The organism is Acidisphaera sp. S103 (genome assembly GCF_009765975.1).
GTDB lineage: Bacteria > Pseudomonadota > Alphaproteobacteria > Acetobacterales > Acetobacteraceae > Rhodopila.
Map to the genome: position 1 here is coordinate 59,515 of NZ_LMUJ01000072.1, position 16,171 is coordinate 75,685.

The window sequence follows — 16,171 nt, forward strand, 5'->3', positions numbered from 1 at the left end:
AGCAACCACCGTTCTAATAGGAATCCTAGAACGGTAGCGGCCGGCTAATGCTTTGATTTAGCTGGTGCCGGCGCACAGAATCGAACTGTGGACCTACTGATTACGAATCAGTTGCTCTACCCCTGAGCTACGCCGGCAGCATGTGCGGGCCACGCTATACAGTCCCCCCGCACCGCAAGCAACCAGCTATAACCGTCCGCATGATCCCAGACCCGATGCAAAACGCGCTCGACGAGGCCAGGGCGGCCGCCGAGCGCGGTGAAATCCCGGTCGGCGCCGTGGTTCTTGGCCCCGACGGCGAGGTCATCGCAGGTGCGGGCAACCGGACCGAAGCCGACAGCGACCCCACCGCGCACGCGGAAATCCTGGCATTGCGGGCCGCCGCGGCAATCCGGAAAAGCCCTCGCCTGCCGGATTGTGACCTGGTCGTCACACTGGAGCCCTGCCCGATGTGCGCCCACGCCATCAGCCTGTTCCGTGTCCGCCGGCTGATCTTCGGCGCCTACGACCCCAAGGGCGGTGGAGTCGATCACGGCGCCCGAATATTCGACGCGCCGTCCTGCCACCACCGTCCCGACATCGTCGGCGGCGTGCGCGAGACGGAAGCGGCGACATTGCTGCGCGACTTTTTCCAGGCGAAGCGGCAATAAGCCGGCATGCCGTCAGCTTCCTTTTCCAGTGCGCCAGACCTCGCGCGCCTGCCGATCGTCGTCAACGCTCGGGCAATCAGCCTGTCGGAGGGCATTCGCGCGGGGCTTTCGGTGGCGGTCATCATTGCGCTGAACGAATATCTGGCGTTCGCGCCGTTGCGGGAGGCAGCGTTGGCGGCGTTGCTGACCTGCATCTGCGACCCGGGCGGGCCGATCCGCCGGCGTGTCCCGGTGCTGCTGACATTTGCCCTGCTGGGCGCGGCCGTGACGGCTGGGTTCGGTCTGCTGCGGGAATTTGGCCCCGCGGTGGCGCTGCCGCTGGGGGTGTTCGGGCTGTTTTGCTCTTCCTTCGTGCGGATTTACGGCCAGGCGCCGCAGCAGTTGGGCGCGTTGCTGGCGACGGTGCAGATATTATCGCTGGACCGGGGCAATTCCAGCCTGACGGAGGCCGGCATCTTGGCGGCTTCGTTCATCGCCGGGGCACTGTGGGCGATTCTGCTGACCATGGTGATATGGCGCATTCATCCGTTCCTGCCGGCTCGGCGGGCGGTCGGCGAGGCGTATCGCAAATTATCCGAGCTGGCCGGCGACCTGCACGCGCTGGTGCGGGCGCCAGCCATCTCCGATGCCGCGTGGGAGGCCCATGCCCGTATCCATCGGCGCGCCGCCCGCGACGCGATCGAGGCCGCCAGGACAGTCGTCATGGACACGCTGCGCGCACGCGGGGCGGTGAGCAATCGAGCCGCCCAGGCGGTGATCCGGCTGGAGACGGCAGACCAGATTTTTGGCAGCCTGATCGCGCTGAGCGATCTGCTGGAGCACGCGTCACCGTCCGAACGGCACGTGGCAGAGCGGGTGTTGCGGCGGATGCGGCCGCTGTTGCTGATCCTCGGCCGGGGCATAGTCACCGACGATCCGGATGCGCATCACCGCATCGACCGGTCTATCGACGCGATCGTGGAGGGATTGGGTGCCCTGCCGGATGGCGCGCCGTTGTGGGCCATCGTCGACCGGATCACCGAGCGGCTGCGGATCGCGCATACGCTGGCGGTGCCGGCGAACTTGGCTCCGGGGGTCGATGCCAGCGGGCGAGCGATGCCGTTCTGGCCTCAGATGATACGGCCGCTGCGGGCGAATCTGGATTGGAAGTCCCCTGCCCTGCGCCATGCGGTGCGCACCGGCGTTGTCTCGGCACTGCCTTTGGCGTTCACGATGTTCTGGTTCACGCCGTACGATCACTGGCTGACGATGACCGTGGTGGCGACAATGCAGCCATACTATTCGCTGACCTATACGCGGGCGATCGAGCGCATTGCCGGCACCGCCGCCGGCGGAATCGTTGCCGCGGTGGTGGGACTGGTTTGCACGACTCCGCTGGCGATCGCGGGGGCGATGTTTCCACTGGCGATGCTGGCGTTCGCGGTGCGGGCGGTCAGTTTCGGGCTGTTCATGATGGCGCTGACGCCGCTGGTGGTACTGCTGGTGGAAACTGGCACGCCCGGAACCGACGAATGGATGATCGCCTTCGTCCGCGCCGCGTTCACCATCCTGGGCGGGCTGATCGCCGTGGGCGCGAATTTCGCGCTGTGGCCGAGCCGGGAGCCGGATCTGGTGGCGGCGGAGGTGAAGAACGCGATCGCCGCGCACGGTGCCTATGCCGAGGCGGATTTCTCCGCGCTGCTGGGCGACTCCACCGGTGCGGCCCTTGGGCCGGCTCGACGGGCGGCAGGGGTGGCGAGCAATGCGCTGGAGGCACTGATCACGCGCGCGCTGCTGGAGCCGGGGACAAAGCAGCGGGACGCGCTGGAGGCGGCGATGGTGGTCGATGCGGCGCTACGGCGGTGCGCCGGGCGGTTGGCGCGGCTTCAGCACGATCCCCTGGTGGCCTCGGGCACGCCGGCGCCGGTTTTGCGGGTGTGGCGGGATTGGATCGGCATGTCGATGCGGCTGCTGGCGTCGGGACGGACGGACCTGCCGCCTCGGCCCGGCGGGACGGAAAATGATACGTTGGCGCGATTGGCTCGACAGATCGAGCTGATGGCGGGGGCGATGGAGCGACTGCGATAGGGGCGGGGCGAAGGGCTGCAAGGCGTCATGGAGGGCTTTAAGACCCCTCCCCGTGTCCGCCGCGGGTTCTCAGGGCCGCCGACGCTGGTGGTGCGGAGGGTGTTGAGGCGCACGGGGGTTGCGATAAGGGCATGACCTGCCCCGTGTTGTGGTCGGGCCATCCATGCCTTGGCCGCGTTTCGGATAGAATGTCGTGGGTGGCCAGGCTAAGCCCCATGACCATCAGAACAAGCGATGGGCGGAGAATGGCTGGCCAGATCGGCCGCGGCTTAGCCCCCGTGGGCCAAGCTCGGCCCGGCTATCCGCGCTTCACCCGCCGATGCGAAGATGGCCGGGAGATACCCGGCCATAACGGTGAGAACGCGCCGAACCATGACACAGGGACAGGCCGGTGCCTTCGTTCCGGCACCTACGGGCGGTGAAGCCCTCGGCCCGCCTCAGGCCGCCCGGCGGGCGGCCAGTGCCGTCGGCAATTGGGTGATCGCGTGGTCGATCAGCAGCGAATCCGCGTCGGTGGTCAGGCCTTCGGCCAGCACATGCCGAGCGGCGGTGGTCGCGATATCGGCGGCGGCGAGACGGACGTCGTCGACGGCGGCCTTTTCGGCGGCGGCGATCCGGTCGATCGCCATTTGCTCACGACGCTTGGCGGACGCTTCGGCTTCGGCGGCGGCGGCGGTGGTCAACCGGCTGGCTTCGGCACGCGCCCCCTCGATCAGCGCCTTTGCATCGGCCAACGCATCCGCACGCTGCTTTTCGGCATCGCGCAGCATCGCCTCGGCTTCCCGGCGTAGCCTTGAGGCTTCCTCGAGTTCCGCCTTCACGTTGACGGCTCGGGCATCGAGAATGCCGGCCAGCGCGCCCCACAGCTTCTTCCCGAACAGGATGAAGAACAGGAAAAACGCCAGGACAACCCAGTTTCTGGGTTCGGCGAAGAAGCTTGCCTCGGGGTGCATGATGCTCTGCTCCTATTCAGCCGATACCGCGAGCGGCGAGGGCCGACCCGATCGCGGTATCCAGACGGCCGGCATCCGGCGCCGTCCCGGTCAATCGGGTGACCACCGTCGTCGCGGTTTCCGTGGCCACCTGGCGTAACGCACTCATTGCCGAAACACGGGCCTGGGCGATCTGCGCTTCCGAATCCTGCAACCGCTTTTCCAACCTTGCGTTCAGCGCCTCGGCTTGCTCCGCGGCTTTCTTCTTCGCCTCGTCCAGGGCGGCATTGATCGCCGCCTGAGCCTCGGCCCGCGCCTTGGCAGTCGCCTGATCGGCTTCCGCCATGCCGGCATCGGCACTGGCCTTGGCCGCGCGGGCCTCATCCAGGTCCCTGGCGATCTTCGTCCCCCGCTCCTCCAGCACCGATGCCACCAGCGGCAACCCGGCGCGGGAAAGAATCCAGTAAAGCAGCGCGAAAATGATCGCGCCCCAAACCACCTGGCTGGTCGTCAGCGGCGTGCTGAAGTCGAGCTGAGGCATCCCTTCCGCCATCGCGGCGACGGGCAGCATCGACAAACCCGTTCCCAGTAGCGGTATGGTCCAGCGGGACAGTTTCATAGTGCCTGCCGAACGCGCTTGGACTTTCTTCGAACAAAGCATGAGCGCGTTCGCCTTTGTCAGACGAAGAGAATGATGAAGGCGATAACCAGGGCGTACAGCGCGACGGCTTCCGTCAGCGCGAAGCCCAAGATCGCGAGCCCGAACACCCGGTCGCGCGCGGCGGGATTGCGGGCCACGCTGGAGACGAGGGCGGCGAAAATGTTGCCGATGCCGACGCCGACGCCCGCGAGAGCGATCACGGCAAGACCGGCACCAATCATCTTGGCGGAAGCGAGATCCATAGTTCTATTTCCTTTCGATTATCCAGCGCGCGGGCTGAGACGTCAGCCCGGTTGTTCAGGGGTTGAGAAGTGACACTCAGTGCAGGTGAACCGCGTCATGCAGATAGATGCAGGTCAACACCGCAAACACATAAGCCTGCAGAACCGCCACCAGCAGTTCGAACCCGATCAGGATGGTATTGAGCCCGAACGACAGTCCGGCCGGGAAGTAGCCCAGCCATCCCAGACCGCTCAGCATGATGATAAAGGCGCCAAATACCTCCAGCATAACATGCCCAGCCATCATGTTGGCGAACAGGCGAACCGACAGGGAGATGACGCGCGAGAGGTAGGAGATCACCTCGATCACGACCAACAGCGGCGCCAGCACCATCGGGATGCCCTGCGGCAGGAAGTAACTGAAGAAATGCAGCCCGTGTTCCTTGATCGCCACCGCCGTCACCAGCACGAATACCAGCAGGGCCAGCGCCAGCGTCACCATGATGTGGCTGGTGAAGGTGAAGAAATAGGGGAAGACGCCCAGCAGGTTGCCGAACAGGATGAAGAAGAACAGGGTGAACACGAACGGAAAGAATTTGCGGCCTTCCGGGCCGATCTGCTCGACGCACATCGACATCATGGACTCGTAGGCCAGTTCGGCCGCCGCCTGCAGCCGGCCCGGCACCATCGCCCGCGGCTTCATGCCAAACCACAGCAGGGCCAGCACCAACAGGCTGGCGACCACCATCATCAGGTTCGACTGGGTGAAATTCACCGAGGCGCCAATGCCGCCCAGGGCCGGATGAAGCTGGAACTGCCCCAGCGCGTCGATGCTGCTTGAACCCTCGGCCGCCACGCTGTGCGCTCCTACCCTCGATCAGACTGCTTTGGCGCGAACACACGCCAAAGGTTTGCCACGCCCGCCGCACCGCCCAGGGGGACGAACACCGCCGTCAGGATCGGGGTGGTGTGGAAAATCCGGTCCAGCCCGTAACCGATGGCGACCGCCACCACAAGAGCCGAAACCAACTCTACCCCAACCCGCGCGCCGATTCCCCACGCGGAGCCGCCAAGGCCATCCTGTCCGGGTGGCGTCGGCGGGGCGTCGAGACCCTGCTTGCTTCGGGCGACCTTCAGGCGATCCTCAAAAGAGGGCCCCGGGTCGCCGTCATCCTGACTCATGCTCGCTCCTGGCAACATTACATGCCGGAAAGCCGGCGCTTGCTACCGACGGGGGGGACGGGTGTCAAGAACGCTTGGTCGATTTGCCGCCCGGAATGAAACCCACCGTTGCCGGATGGCCACCGTGGCAGGCCTGCGCGAACCCGCCTCGATGCGCGATCGGCCGTCGTCCATGCCGTCGCGACGGCGGTTTGCGACCGTCGCACATTGCCCAATAGGACGATACGGCTGAATGGGGCCCAAACCGGCACACCGCGTAGCGGGCCGATCATGTCACAACAATTGGACTCAGGCTGGCCGTCACGACGGCGCCGGGATGTCAGGACAGATGTCCGGTGGATTGATTTGCCTGCTTTCCAACACGGAACCGAGATCATTGGTGATGCCTGCCGACAACAGACCGTGCCCCGCATCGTCGCTCACCAGCGCTTGATTACCAATTCGCTCCGCACCGCCAATGTTGCATGCGCGTGACACACGACAGCGCTCCCGCTTGCGTGATCTTGCAGATTATAACAGGAGGAAATCATGGGACCGGGAATTCTTCTTTGGCTGCTGGGCGTGCCGATCCCGATCATCATTTTGCTTGTGCTGCTCTGGCACTGAGTCCCAACCGACCGGAGAACAGCGATGCAGACAACAACAATGCCCACCGATCCCGGCGCTCTGGTCGCCGAGACATCGGTGTCGGCCGTCTCGTGGGGTGCCATTATCGCCGGCGCCTTCGTCATGGCGGCGGTCACGATCCTGTTGGTGGCACTTGGGTCGGGGTTGAGCCTCTCTTCCGTCTCGCCATGGCCAGGCAGCGGGGTTTCGGTGACGGGCTTCACCGTTATCACGGCAATATGGCTTATCGTCGTCCAGTGGCTGTCCGCCGCGCTCGGCGGCTACCTGACGGGGCGGTTGCGCACGCATTGGGCGGGCGTGCATGTCCACGAGGTGTTTTTCCGCGACACCGCGCACGGTCTGCTGGCCTGGGCCGTTGCATCGGTGATCGGCATCGGCCTGCTGACCTCAGCCGTTTCGTCAATCGTCGGCGGTAGTGTCCACGCCGCAACCAGCCTGGCGGCCGGCGCGGCGTCTGGGGCAAGCCAGGGGGCCGCGCAGTCGGCGGCACCAGGCGGATACTACATCGATCAGTTGTTTCGATCCGACTCACAGGCGAGTTCAGGCCAGGACCCGCGTCCCGAAGCGACCCGCATCCTGGCAATGGGGATACGGAATGGATCGGTCCCCGACGGCGACAAGACGTACCTCGCACGACTGGTGGCCGAACGGACCGGGATTTCCCAGGACGATGCGCGCAAGCGCGTGGATAACCTGATCGGTGAGGAACAAGCCGCGGAACAGAAAGTCAAAGCGGCAGCCGACCAGAGCAGGAAGGCAGTGGCGGCGCTTTCCTTCTATACGTTCTTCTCGATGCTGATCGGCGCATTCATCGCCAGCGTGGCCGCGGCGCTGGGTGGACGCAGCCGCGACGTTTACTGATTGGACGGGGTCATACCGGCGACCGGTATGACCCGATTCATCCTTGCCGCGGCAGCGTTTTCCGCAGCCATGCCGTCACGCGCTCGATGACCGCGTCCTGCCCCCCACGATAGAAGTGATCGCAGTTGGGGATGATATCGACCTCGCAGACACCCGCGGCGCGGTCGCGGAACGCCTCGGCGGGATAGGTTTCCGGGTCTTCCTGGTCCCCGCGTATATACAGGATAGGGCATGCAATGGACGGTGCCAGTTCCAGGGTGTCGGGCATCGCGCTTCGCCGGTCGAGGAAACTTTCCGGGGTGATGACGTACCACCAGCCCGGCATGAGCATCAGCTCCCGCCCACGGCCGGCCGCGACCATGGCCCGAGCCTGGGCGGTGAGTTCCTCCAGACGATCGCCCGCCATGAGGCCGGCCTGGCTTGACCGGCGCAGACCTTCCTTTCCGCCGCCGTGCGCCGACAGCAGGATCAGTGCCGGCGTGTCAGGATGCGCCACGACATGCGGCACGGCCAGCATGCCGCCGTTGCTGTGACCGATGATGACGGGCGGCGGAAACCCCTGGTCGGCCATCCACTTCGCGGCAATGCGGTTGTCCTCGATTCCGTCCGCCGTCAGTTGAAACGCCGCGCCCTCGGCCGCGCGGCTGTCACGGATGCTCAGGATGTCGTGGCCACGGCGGTTGAACGCCAGGCATGCATAGCCCATCGCGGTGAGCGCCGGCGGCAGGAACCGTGGCGCGCCGACATAGAAATTCATCGTGTTGCCATGAAACAGCAGCACCGCGCCGACGGTCGGCTGCCCATCCGGCAGGTGCAAGGCACCGTCCAGGGGAATTGTGTCGGTTTCGATCGAAATAAGTTCGGTTCGCATATTTACTGACCCATTCTGGCGAGAAACGCCGAACCACGATTATCGGCGCGCCGCTTCAGGCGGGCGGATTGCACTTGGTCCAGCCCCATTGTCCAGGCTGGAGTGTTATCGTCATCCCGTGCGTTGTCCAGCCGGTGGGGCCTCTGCGTACCAGGGTGTCATCGGGGCATGACAGTCGCCGCCGTCCACCCGTACTGCGGGATAATATAAGGCCAAGTATCGTCTGCATTGCACGCGGCGCGCAAGACCCGGCGGTGGGTGCCGAAGGCTGCGTAGGGATCCACGCCGTGCCGTGCTGGATCAGATGACCCGGACTGGCGCCATGGCATGACGGATCAAGGGTTGGCGGCAACGCTATTTGGCATCGCCTTAAGCCGATACACGGGATTTAGCCAAATCAGCACTAACCGGGACAAGTCCGTGTTCGTGTCCGAAACGAATTCGCATTACCTCGGGGAGGGTCTTATCCGATTGTGCGACGGCGCCGCCAGCCCGGACCCGATACGCAGCCGCATGCGTCAGAGCGTCGGGAATCGTCCCATTTGCCAGGGAGCGGGCCGCCTCCAGGACCAGGCGGCGGAAACGGATTACGCCCATATCCGTCGGCCCCAGATGTTCGGTCGAGCGGTCAGCAATCAGGCCCTGGCTGTCCTGGATGCAGGCATCCTGCTCGGACACGCCCTCGATGCCGGTATAGCTTTCGGTCTTCTGTTTGGCACGATCGATCAGATAGTCGTTCTCCCGCCGGCGCAGGGGAATGTAGTGCGCATCGACCTCTGCATGGACGCCTGATCCGGCGCGGAAGCGCGCACGTTCCGCATCCGTCAGCGGACGTTCCGGGTTCCAGGTGTAGGTGTGGACCCAGCACGACGTGTCGTCGATCGGCACCCAGCACTGGCCGTGGTAGTTCTCGCCCGGAAAGGCGTTCGGCGCCAGGCCGTGGTTGGGCATCAGAAACTGGCTGACCCGCCAATAGGTCTGGCCCGGGTCGCCTCGCCGAGCGGCGCCGAGAACGAGGCCAGCCGGGTGGTCGGCGATGGTGAAACGCGGGGCGCCGTCGTCGCGCATCCAGCGGACTGTATCGGTACCGGAGGAGACTTTGGCCAGCAGCCGGACGGTGACGTCGTCGGCGTCGGAGATGGCCATGTGAAGGAAGGAGAAATGCGCGGTGTCGAGTCCGCCTTCGCACGCCTGCGCCCAATTGCATTGTTGCAGCTTTTTGGAAACGAAAACATGCGAGGCGGGCAATAGCGCAAATTCAAGTTCGGGCAGAGGCGGTTTGTGTTCGCGCGGGCCGAGATAGGCCCAGACGAATCCCCCGGCTTCCTGCGTGGGGTAGGCCAGCAGATGCACATTATCTTCCGCGCGCTGCCTCGCTGGGCCGGGGTCCATCGTCGGCAAGGCGAGGCAGCGGCCGTCAACGCCGAACTTCCAACCGTGATAAACGCAACGGATGCCGCCTTCCTCATTACGGCCAAAAAACAGGTCGGCACCGCGATGAGGGCAGCGCGGGGAGACGAGACCGACGGTCCCGTCGGTGGCCCGGAAGGCCCGAAGGTCTTCGCCGAGGATCGTGACCCGGACTGGCGGGCCGTCGGGTTCGGGCAATTCGGTGCTGAGCAGGACCGGTTGCCAGAAATGGCGGAAGAGTTGGCCCATCGGCGTTTTCGGACCAGTACGGGTCAGCAGGACGTTGTCGGCTTCCGTCAGCATTGTGTCATCCTCCCCTTTTTCTTGTCGTGCACGGCAACGCCGTAGGGCCGCCGGATCAATATCCCGTCCGCGTCGCTGCGGCGGCGTAGTGCTTGCGGGGAAACTCCTCGGTGTAGGACCGCAGCCCCTTCCCCATCCGGGTGCCCATGTCGCGATAGGGTTTGGCTCGCAGGCGGGCGACGTCCAGGTCGATGCCGATGCCGGGCGTGGTCGGCAGATCGACGAAACTGTCGTGGACGGTCAGCGGCGTCACCGCGATTTCGTCGCAGGCGGGTTTCAGGTTGATGAAGCACTCGGCGATCCAGAAATTCGGGATCATGGCGGAAAGCTGCACCGTCGCGGCCAGGCCGACCAATGTCGAATTGTAGTTGTGCGGGGAAATCGCTACCGCGTGCGGCTGCGCCATCGCGGCTATGTCGAGCATCGCGGAAATGCCGCCGCAGTTGCAGATATCCGGGTTGATGATGTCGGCGGCTCGGGCCGCCAGGGCCTGGGCGAATCCCTCCTTGGAGTAGATTGCCTCGCCCGTAACGATTGGCATCGGCAACGCGCGCCGGACTTCGGCTACCAGCTCGATGTTGTCGCATAAGCAAGGTTCTTCGTACCAACCGATATCATATTCGGCGATACGCTGGCCGATGCGGATGGCGTGCATCGGGGCGAGGCGGCGGTGTACTTCGACCAGCAAAGTAAAGTCAGGGCCGAGCGCCTGACGCATTTGGCGGACGTAGTTGACGACGTGGTCTTCGTCCTCGCGATGGATGAAATTACGCCACGGGCCGGGGAACGGGTCCCACTTCAACGCGGTGTAGCCGGCGGCTTTGACCGCCAGAGCGCGTTCGAGGTTTTTCTCGATGCTGTCGGTGCCGCTGGACCAGCCGTTCGCGTAGACCTTCACGCGTTCGCGGGAGGCGCCGCCGAGGATGTTGTACAGCGGCTGGCCGGCATTTTTCGCAACGATGTCCCACAGGGCGATTTCGATCGCACTCCACGCCGACATCAGGTCGAGCGAGGTTCGGCGCATCGCGAAATCCTCGAACACCACCTGGGCGGTGTGGCGGATGCTGAACGCGTCGCGGCCGATCATGTATTTGGCCAGGTCGCGCAGCAGGTGTTCGATGACCGGTTCCTTGCCGGGGGTGACGTAGGCCTCACCCCAACCGTGCAGGCCGCTTTCGGTTTCGACACGGCAAAACAGCAGGTTCTTGGCGGTTCCGGGGTCGAACAGGAACGTTTCGATGCGCGCGATTTTCATGGACGAATCCTCCTGGCGGCGGAGAGTACGCCCGGTGCCGGGTGGCGGGCAAATGGCGGAATACGGTATGGCTGGGCGATGGACCCACGCATCCTGTTCCAGGACCAGCGCTTCGTCGTGCTCGATAAGCCGGCGGGATTGCCGGTGCATGGCGGTCCTGCTGGCGGCCGCAGCGTCGAGGACTGGTTTCCGTTGCTGTCACGCCGCAAGGACGGACCGTGGCTGGCACACCGACTGGACGCCGATACCGCCGGTTGCCTGGTCATCGCGCTGCGGCGGGCCGCGTTGCTGGCGGCGCAGGCCTTGTTTGCGTCCGGTGATGTGCGCAAGACCTATTGGGCTGTGGTTTCCGGCCAGGTCTCCAGCGATCGGGGCATGATCGCCGCCCCGTTGCGCCGGGTCACCAGTCCACGCGGCTGGCACATGATCGTTGATGAGCGGTCGGGCCAATCCGCTACCACCGACTGGCAGGTGCGTGGCCGAACCCGGGACAGAACCTGGCTGGAATTGACGCCACGCACCGGGCGCACGCACCAGATCCGCGTGCATTGCGCCGCGCTCGGCGCACCGATTCTCGGCGATGAGCGATATGGCTCGGCCGGCGGCGGCCTGCATCTGCTGGCGCGCGCGATCCACGTGCCGCTCGATCCGGCGGTGGATGTCTCCGCCGAACCACCGCCGCACATGCTGGCCGCCCTGCGACAATGTGGCTTCCGCGGCTAGCCGCTAGAATCCAACACTTGGTGTCCCTTTTTACCGCTGCGATGACCTTTGTGGGCCTTTTGTCCATCGGGCCGGGCGTGGGTCGAGGTTAGCAATCGCCACAAGGCGCTGGCGGTCGGTATCAGAGATGTCAATCGCAGCTATCCAGGGGAAGCCCCAATCGGATGCAGACATCAGATTATATCTACCAGTCCTCATCCAAACCCGACTTCCACCGGCTGGATCAGATCAGCTTATCCTGACGCCCCCCTGCGTTCTGGACGGTGTCACGCTCTATTATGGAACGTTCTTCAACGAGCCGCGTAACGGCCGCATGGACATCGGAGCGGCGGCGTGCTATCACGCTTCTGTGAGCGGCGTGAAACGCGGCGGTTTTTTGAGATTTGGCCCTCCCCTAGCTGGCACCGAGCGTAATCCCGACCGAACTGGGCTGTTAAGATTTTCGGGAGATGGATGTTCGCCTTATCGGAAAGCCGAATTCCGTGAACTGGACGGCAACGGGATGGGATACCGGAGATAGGGCGTAGCATGAAAATCGTTTTCGATATCGGACGGATACGGATCGCGTGGCTGTTCGCCCTGCTGGTCGTGCTCGAAGGATGTGCCGGCCCGAAAATCGCGGCAGACCAGCTTGACAAGGTCGAACCGAATCAGAACCCAATCTGTTCGTGTTCCTACGAGATTGCCGCCACGATCGATCCTGGGATTAACAATTACGAAGGCATTGACGAGTCGGTTCGTGAATCCCTGGATATAGCTCTGGCGAAATCGAAACTATTTACACCTGACTCTGCAATCAAGTACAAGATCAAAGCCGATGTTCTGGTTGCCAGCGAAGCCGCCTGGAGTTTTGGATCATTCAATGGGAAACTTTCAATTAGATATACTGTGCTAAACGCGTCTGGACAGGAGCTGCTAAAGACTGAAATCTACACAGAGGCTGGAAGCGACAAGGCGTATTTTTCTGGCGCAGCCCGGCACCAGCGGTCACGAGCCGTAAACATTTCGAAGAATGTTCTACAATTCGTTGAGCGCCTCCGGACAAGCGGCGTTCTGACTTAGGTGCGGGCATGGGTTGTGGTTGGCCTCGGCCAGGAAGCAATTGATCGCCGCCCGACCTGCTTTTACGGGCTGTTCCGATCGCCACAAGATGTCAGTGGCGATCCATTTGCGTATCCGCCGGACTCACACGTGCAACAATCCAGGGGCATCCCTAATCGGATGCAAACGTCAGATTAGATCGACTAGTACCTCCGCACAGACGTTTTGACCGATAGCCATGACGATTATGAGCCGCTGCCGCCATGACCGGTGGCTTTTGGTTTATGGAAAACGGACGTTGATGCCCCGCCCCGTCGAGGTCCGTTCGGCGCACACCGCGGTTGTTCCGGGCATATCCACACCCGCCCTCTGGACGGCCCAACCGGCGCGGTCCACGATTGGCCGCAAAGCAAGGGTTCAGGGGGGAATAGTGATCAACGACGCGAATGCGTGGTTCACGGTCGTTGCCGTATGACGGCCGTCTTTCGTCGTCAGTCGCTGGACAGGCTTGTCTTTGCGGTCGAGGCGCTGGTGGTCGTCACCATCATCGTCAATATCGCTGTCACGTTCAGCAACGCGGTTGTGCGGTATCTGACCAATCAGGACTTCCCCTGGGCATCCGATGTCTGGACCATCCTGATCTCCATCATCACCTTCCTCGGCGCGCCGGCGTATTTCCGGCGCGGCGCGGGCATGGCCTACACCGCACTGATCGATCGATCAGACAGTCCCAACAGACAAGCGCTGCGGGCGAGCGGCCTGGTCATCTTCCTTGCCGTCTGCGTCGTCGCACTGGCCGCCTATCCCGCGTTCTTCGCCGGACAGCTAACGCAAACATTGCAGGTAATCGGCCTCAGCTCCGCCTTCGTCGCGATGTGGCTCGGCCTCGGCCTCCTGCTGTTCTGTTTGTTCACGATCGAGAAACTCTGCGCCCTGAACGGGCGCGCAATCCTCATCGGCATCGCGGTCGGCGCGGCCATGGCCCTAACCGCGGTCGCGCTGCGGCGAGCCTACTATCTCGACGTCATCGAGATCGACCCGTTCCTGCTGATCGTGCCCGCACTGGTGGTCGCCTTCGTCACCGGCGTGCCGATCGCCGGCGTCCTGGCACTCGCCGGCCTGCTGTATTTCGTGCTCACAGGTGACGCACCGATCACCAGCGTCCCATCTTCGATGCAGTACGGCGTAACCAGCTTCATCCTGCTCGCCGTGCCGTTCTTCATGGTCGCCGGCACGCTGATGGAAGTCACCGGCATGGCACGCCGCATGATCGACACGGTGCAGGAATGGGTGGGCCATTGGACCGGCGGCCTGCTGGTCGCACAGGTTGTGGCGATGTACGTGTTCTCCGGCCTCAGCGGATCGAAGGCGGCCGACATCGCGACGGTGGGCGGCGTGATGAAAACACCGTTGCGCGACTACGGCTATCCGCCAACGGAATCCGTCGCCGTTCTGGCCGCGAGTGCCGCCATGGGCGAAACCATCCCGCCCTCGCTGATGCTGCTCGTCCTCGGCTCCATCACCACCCTGTCGGTGGGGTCGCTGTTCCTGGCCGGACTGCTGCCGGCGGCGATCCTGGCGCTGGTGCTGATCGCCGTGGTCATCGTCCGCAGCCACCTGTTCGGCCACCTCAAGGGACCACCGTTCCGCCTGAGCCGAGCCCTGCGCCGCACCCCGCAGGCAGTGCCGGCCTTCCTGGTGCCGGTGATCGTCGTGGGCGGCATCATCGGCGGCATCGCCTCCCCCACCGAGTCGGCAACCTTCGCCGTCGTCTACGGCTTCGCCGCCGCCATCGTGGTATATCGCAGCATCGGCCTGCGGACCGGCTGCATCGCCTTGCGCGACGCCGCGCTAACCGCCGGCATGGTGCTGTTCATGGTCTCCACCTCCAACCTGGTGTCGCAGGCGATCGTTATCGACGGGCTGGGGCGTACGCTTGCCGCCGCCTTCGCGTCACTGCACAGCCCCACCATCTTCCTGCTCGGCACCGTCATCGTCATGGTCGTGGTGGGCTTCATCCTGGAAGGCATACCGGCGATCCTGATCGCCGCTCCGATCCTGCTGCCCGTCGCGACACGCGCTGGCATCGATCCGCTGCAATACGGCATAGTGCTGACCATGGCTGTGGGCATCGGCGTTTTCCTGCCACCCATCGGCATCGGCTATTACATCGCCTGCGCGATCGGCGAGGCCCCGGTGAACGCAACGATGCGCCCCAGCCTGATTTACAGTGCGTTTCTCGTCCTGGGGTTGGTGATTGTCGTGCTGTTCCCGCAAATCACCGTCTGGGTTCCGCACTATTTCGGTATGCACTAAACAAGAAATACGGGGGGACTCCATCCATGCAAACAACAAGACGACGAGTCATCGCATCCACGCTCGGTATCGCGGGCATGAGCGGCCTCGCCGCACCGGCGATCGGCCAGCGCGCTCGCGTGCTGCGCTACGGCAGCATGTTGCCAGCCGATAGCATCTACCACCGCGCCTGTGTGATGTTCGGCGACGAACTGGCCAAACTGTCGTCCGGCAAGCTGAAGGTCCAGGTCTATCCCGACTCGCAACTTGGCACGATCCCCGAGATGATGTCGTCGGTGCAGACCGGGTCGTTGCAAATGACCATGGCCGTGTCGGCGTGGTTTTCCAAATTCATGAAGCCGCTGGATGCGTTCACCCTGCCCTACATCGTTCCTTCAGCCGACCAGTTGAAGACGGCACTCGACGGCGCCCTTGGGCAACGCATCGCGTCGATGGGCGAATCGACTGGCTTCCAGATCATTGGCTACTGGCTGATCGGCGGCCGCCACATCGTCAACAAGCTGCGTCCCATCCACAAGCCCGCCGATTGCGCCGGCCTGAAAATCCGAGTGATCAACAGCCAGGTCTACATCCAGACCTTCCGAGCGCTCGGCGCCACCGCGGTGGCGATGGACCCGTCGGAACTCTACCTGGCCCTGCAACAGGGCGTCGTCGACGGCTTCGAATACCCCCTGCCCGACCTCGTCTCCTACAAGTTCTACGAGGTCACCAAGTATCTCTCGCTCGATGGCCACACCACCGACTTCTTCCTGATCGCGATCAACCGGCCGCTATGGCAGAGCCTGGACAAGGACGAACAAGGGATGATGGCGCAGGCGCTGAAAACCGCGATGGACTGGCAATGGCGGGAACAGCCAGGCGAGATCGAAAAATCTCTGACCAAGCTGAAAACCCTGATGCAGGTGAACGAATTGACGCCGGAGGAAAAGGCGTCGTTCATCGAAACAACACGACCGGTCTACGCTCAGTTCGAATCCGCGGTGGGAAAAGATTTTCTCGACTTCGCGCGCAAGCAACTCGGCTCAACCTGAAAATCACGCAAGACCAGCAA

The 16,171-nt window shown here is 63.7% G+C and carries 15 protein-coding genes and 1 tRNA gene; 7 read left to right on the forward strand and 9 right to left on the reverse strand.

Going from position 1 to position 16,171, the window contains the following annotated elements:
- Nucleotides 1–62: 62 nt before the first annotated feature.
- Nucleotides 63–137 (reverse strand) — tRNA-Thr (locus GSQ89_RS25420).
- Nucleotides 138–215: 78 nt separating this feature from the next.
- Between GSQ89_RS25420 and GSQ89_RS25425 the strand changes: the two genes are divergently transcribed.
- A complete protein-coding gene (locus tag GSQ89_RS25425) occupies nt 216–650 on the forward strand; it encodes a nucleoside deaminase (RefSeq protein WP_158930516.1) in 435 nt (144 codons plus the stop codon).
- Between the two features lie 6 nt (nt 651–656).
- Complete coding sequence (locus tag GSQ89_RS25430) at nt 657–2,717, forward strand: FUSC family protein (RefSeq protein ID WP_158930518.1); 2,061 nt, start codon at nt 657–659, stop codon at nt 2,715–2,717.
- A gap of 437 nt (nt 2,718–3,154) precedes the next feature.
- Here the strand turns inward: GSQ89_RS25430 and GSQ89_RS25435 are convergent, their stop codons facing one another.
- The 5 genes from GSQ89_RS25435 to GSQ89_RS25455 form a co-directional block, all read right to left on the reverse strand.
- The gene (locus tag GSQ89_RS25435) at nt 3,155–3,670 is read right to left on the reverse strand and encodes a F0F1 ATP synthase subunit B (RefSeq protein WP_158930520.1); all 516 of its coding nucleotides are present in this window, start codon (nt 3,668–3,670) and stop codon (nt 3,155–3,157) included.
- A 16-nt stretch (nt 3,671–3,686) separates the two neighbouring features.
- Nucleotides 3,687–4,268 (reverse strand): F0F1 ATP synthase subunit B', encoded by a 582-nt coding sequence (locus GSQ89_RS25440; RefSeq protein WP_158930522.1) that lies wholly within the window; start codon nt 4,266–4,268, stop codon nt 3,687–3,689.
- 59 nt (nt 4,269–4,327) lie between these two features.
- A complete protein-coding gene (locus GSQ89_RS25445) occupies nt 4,328–4,552 on the reverse strand; it encodes an ATP synthase subunit C family protein (protein WP_158930524.1) in 225 nt (74 codons plus the stop codon).
- 76 nt (nt 4,553–4,628) lie between these two features.
- The gene (locus tag GSQ89_RS25450; RefSeq protein WP_158930526.1) at nt 4,629–5,387 is read right to left on the reverse strand and encodes a F0F1 ATP synthase subunit A; all 759 of its coding nucleotides are present in this window, start codon (nt 5,385–5,387) and stop codon (nt 4,629–4,631) included.
- An 11-nt stretch (nt 5,388–5,398) separates the two neighbouring features.
- Complete coding sequence (locus GSQ89_RS25455) at nt 5,399–5,713, reverse strand: AtpZ/AtpI family protein (protein WP_158930528.1); 315 nt, start codon at nt 5,711–5,713, stop codon at nt 5,399–5,401.
- Between the two features lie 630 nt (nt 5,714–6,343).
- Between GSQ89_RS25455 and GSQ89_RS25460 the strand changes: the two genes are divergently transcribed.
- Nucleotides 6,344–7,201 (forward strand): hypothetical protein, encoded by an 858-nt coding sequence (locus tag GSQ89_RS25460; protein ID WP_158930530.1) that lies wholly within the window; start codon nt 6,344–6,346, stop codon nt 7,199–7,201.
- A 37-nt stretch (nt 7,202–7,238) separates the two neighbouring features.
- Here GSQ89_RS25460 and GSQ89_RS25465 read toward each other — a convergent pair whose 3' ends face one another.
- From GSQ89_RS25465 to GSQ89_RS25475, 3 genes are all read right to left on the reverse strand, one after another.
- The gene (locus GSQ89_RS25465; RefSeq protein WP_158930532.1) at nt 7,239–8,072 is read right to left on the reverse strand and encodes an alpha/beta hydrolase; all 834 of its coding nucleotides are present in this window, start codon (nt 8,070–8,072) and stop codon (nt 7,239–7,241) included.
- Nucleotides 8,073–8,441: 369 nt separating this feature from the next.
- Nucleotides 8,442–9,785, reverse strand: coding sequence for a Rieske 2Fe-2S domain-containing protein (locus GSQ89_RS25470; protein WP_158930534.1), 1,344 nt, complete (start codon nt 9,783–9,785; stop codon nt 8,442–8,444).
- 55 nt (nt 9,786–9,840) lie between these two features.
- Nucleotides 9,841–11,040 carry a mandelate racemase/muconate lactonizing enzyme family protein gene (locus tag GSQ89_RS25475; protein WP_158930536.1) on the reverse strand — a complete coding sequence of 400 codons (1,200 nt, stop codon included), beginning with the start codon at nt 11,038–11,040 and terminating at the stop codon, nt 9,841–9,843.
- Between the two features lie 78 nt (nt 11,041–11,118).
- Here GSQ89_RS25475 and GSQ89_RS25480 point away from each other — a divergent pair, with 78 nt between their 5' ends.
- The 4 genes from GSQ89_RS25480 to GSQ89_RS25495 all read left to right on the forward strand — a co-directional run bounded on the left by GSQ89_RS25480 (nt 11,119) and on the right by GSQ89_RS25495 (nt 16,151).
- Nucleotides 11,119–11,763: an RluA family pseudouridine synthase gene (locus tag GSQ89_RS25480; RefSeq protein ID WP_158930538.1), complete on the forward strand. Its 645-nt coding sequence runs from the start codon at nt 11,119–11,121 to the stop codon at nt 11,761–11,763.
- Between the two features lie 528 nt (nt 11,764–12,291).
- On the forward strand, nt 12,292–12,825 hold the full coding sequence (locus GSQ89_RS25485; RefSeq protein WP_158930540.1) for a hypothetical protein: 534 nt from the start codon (nt 12,292–12,294) through the stop codon (nt 12,823–12,825).
- A gap of 450 nt (nt 12,826–13,275) precedes the next feature.
- On the forward strand, nt 13,276–15,120 hold the full coding sequence (locus GSQ89_RS25490) for a TRAP transporter large permease subunit (protein ID WP_158930542.1): 1,845 nt from the start codon (nt 13,276–13,278) through the stop codon (nt 15,118–15,120).
- A 26-nt stretch (nt 15,121–15,146) separates the two neighbouring features.
- Nucleotides 15,147–16,151 carry a TRAP transporter substrate-binding protein gene (locus tag GSQ89_RS25495; protein WP_158930544.1) on the forward strand — a complete coding sequence of 335 codons (1,005 nt, stop codon included), beginning with the start codon at nt 15,147–15,149 and terminating at the stop codon, nt 16,149–16,151.
- Nucleotides 16,152–16,171: the final 20 nt, after the last annotated feature.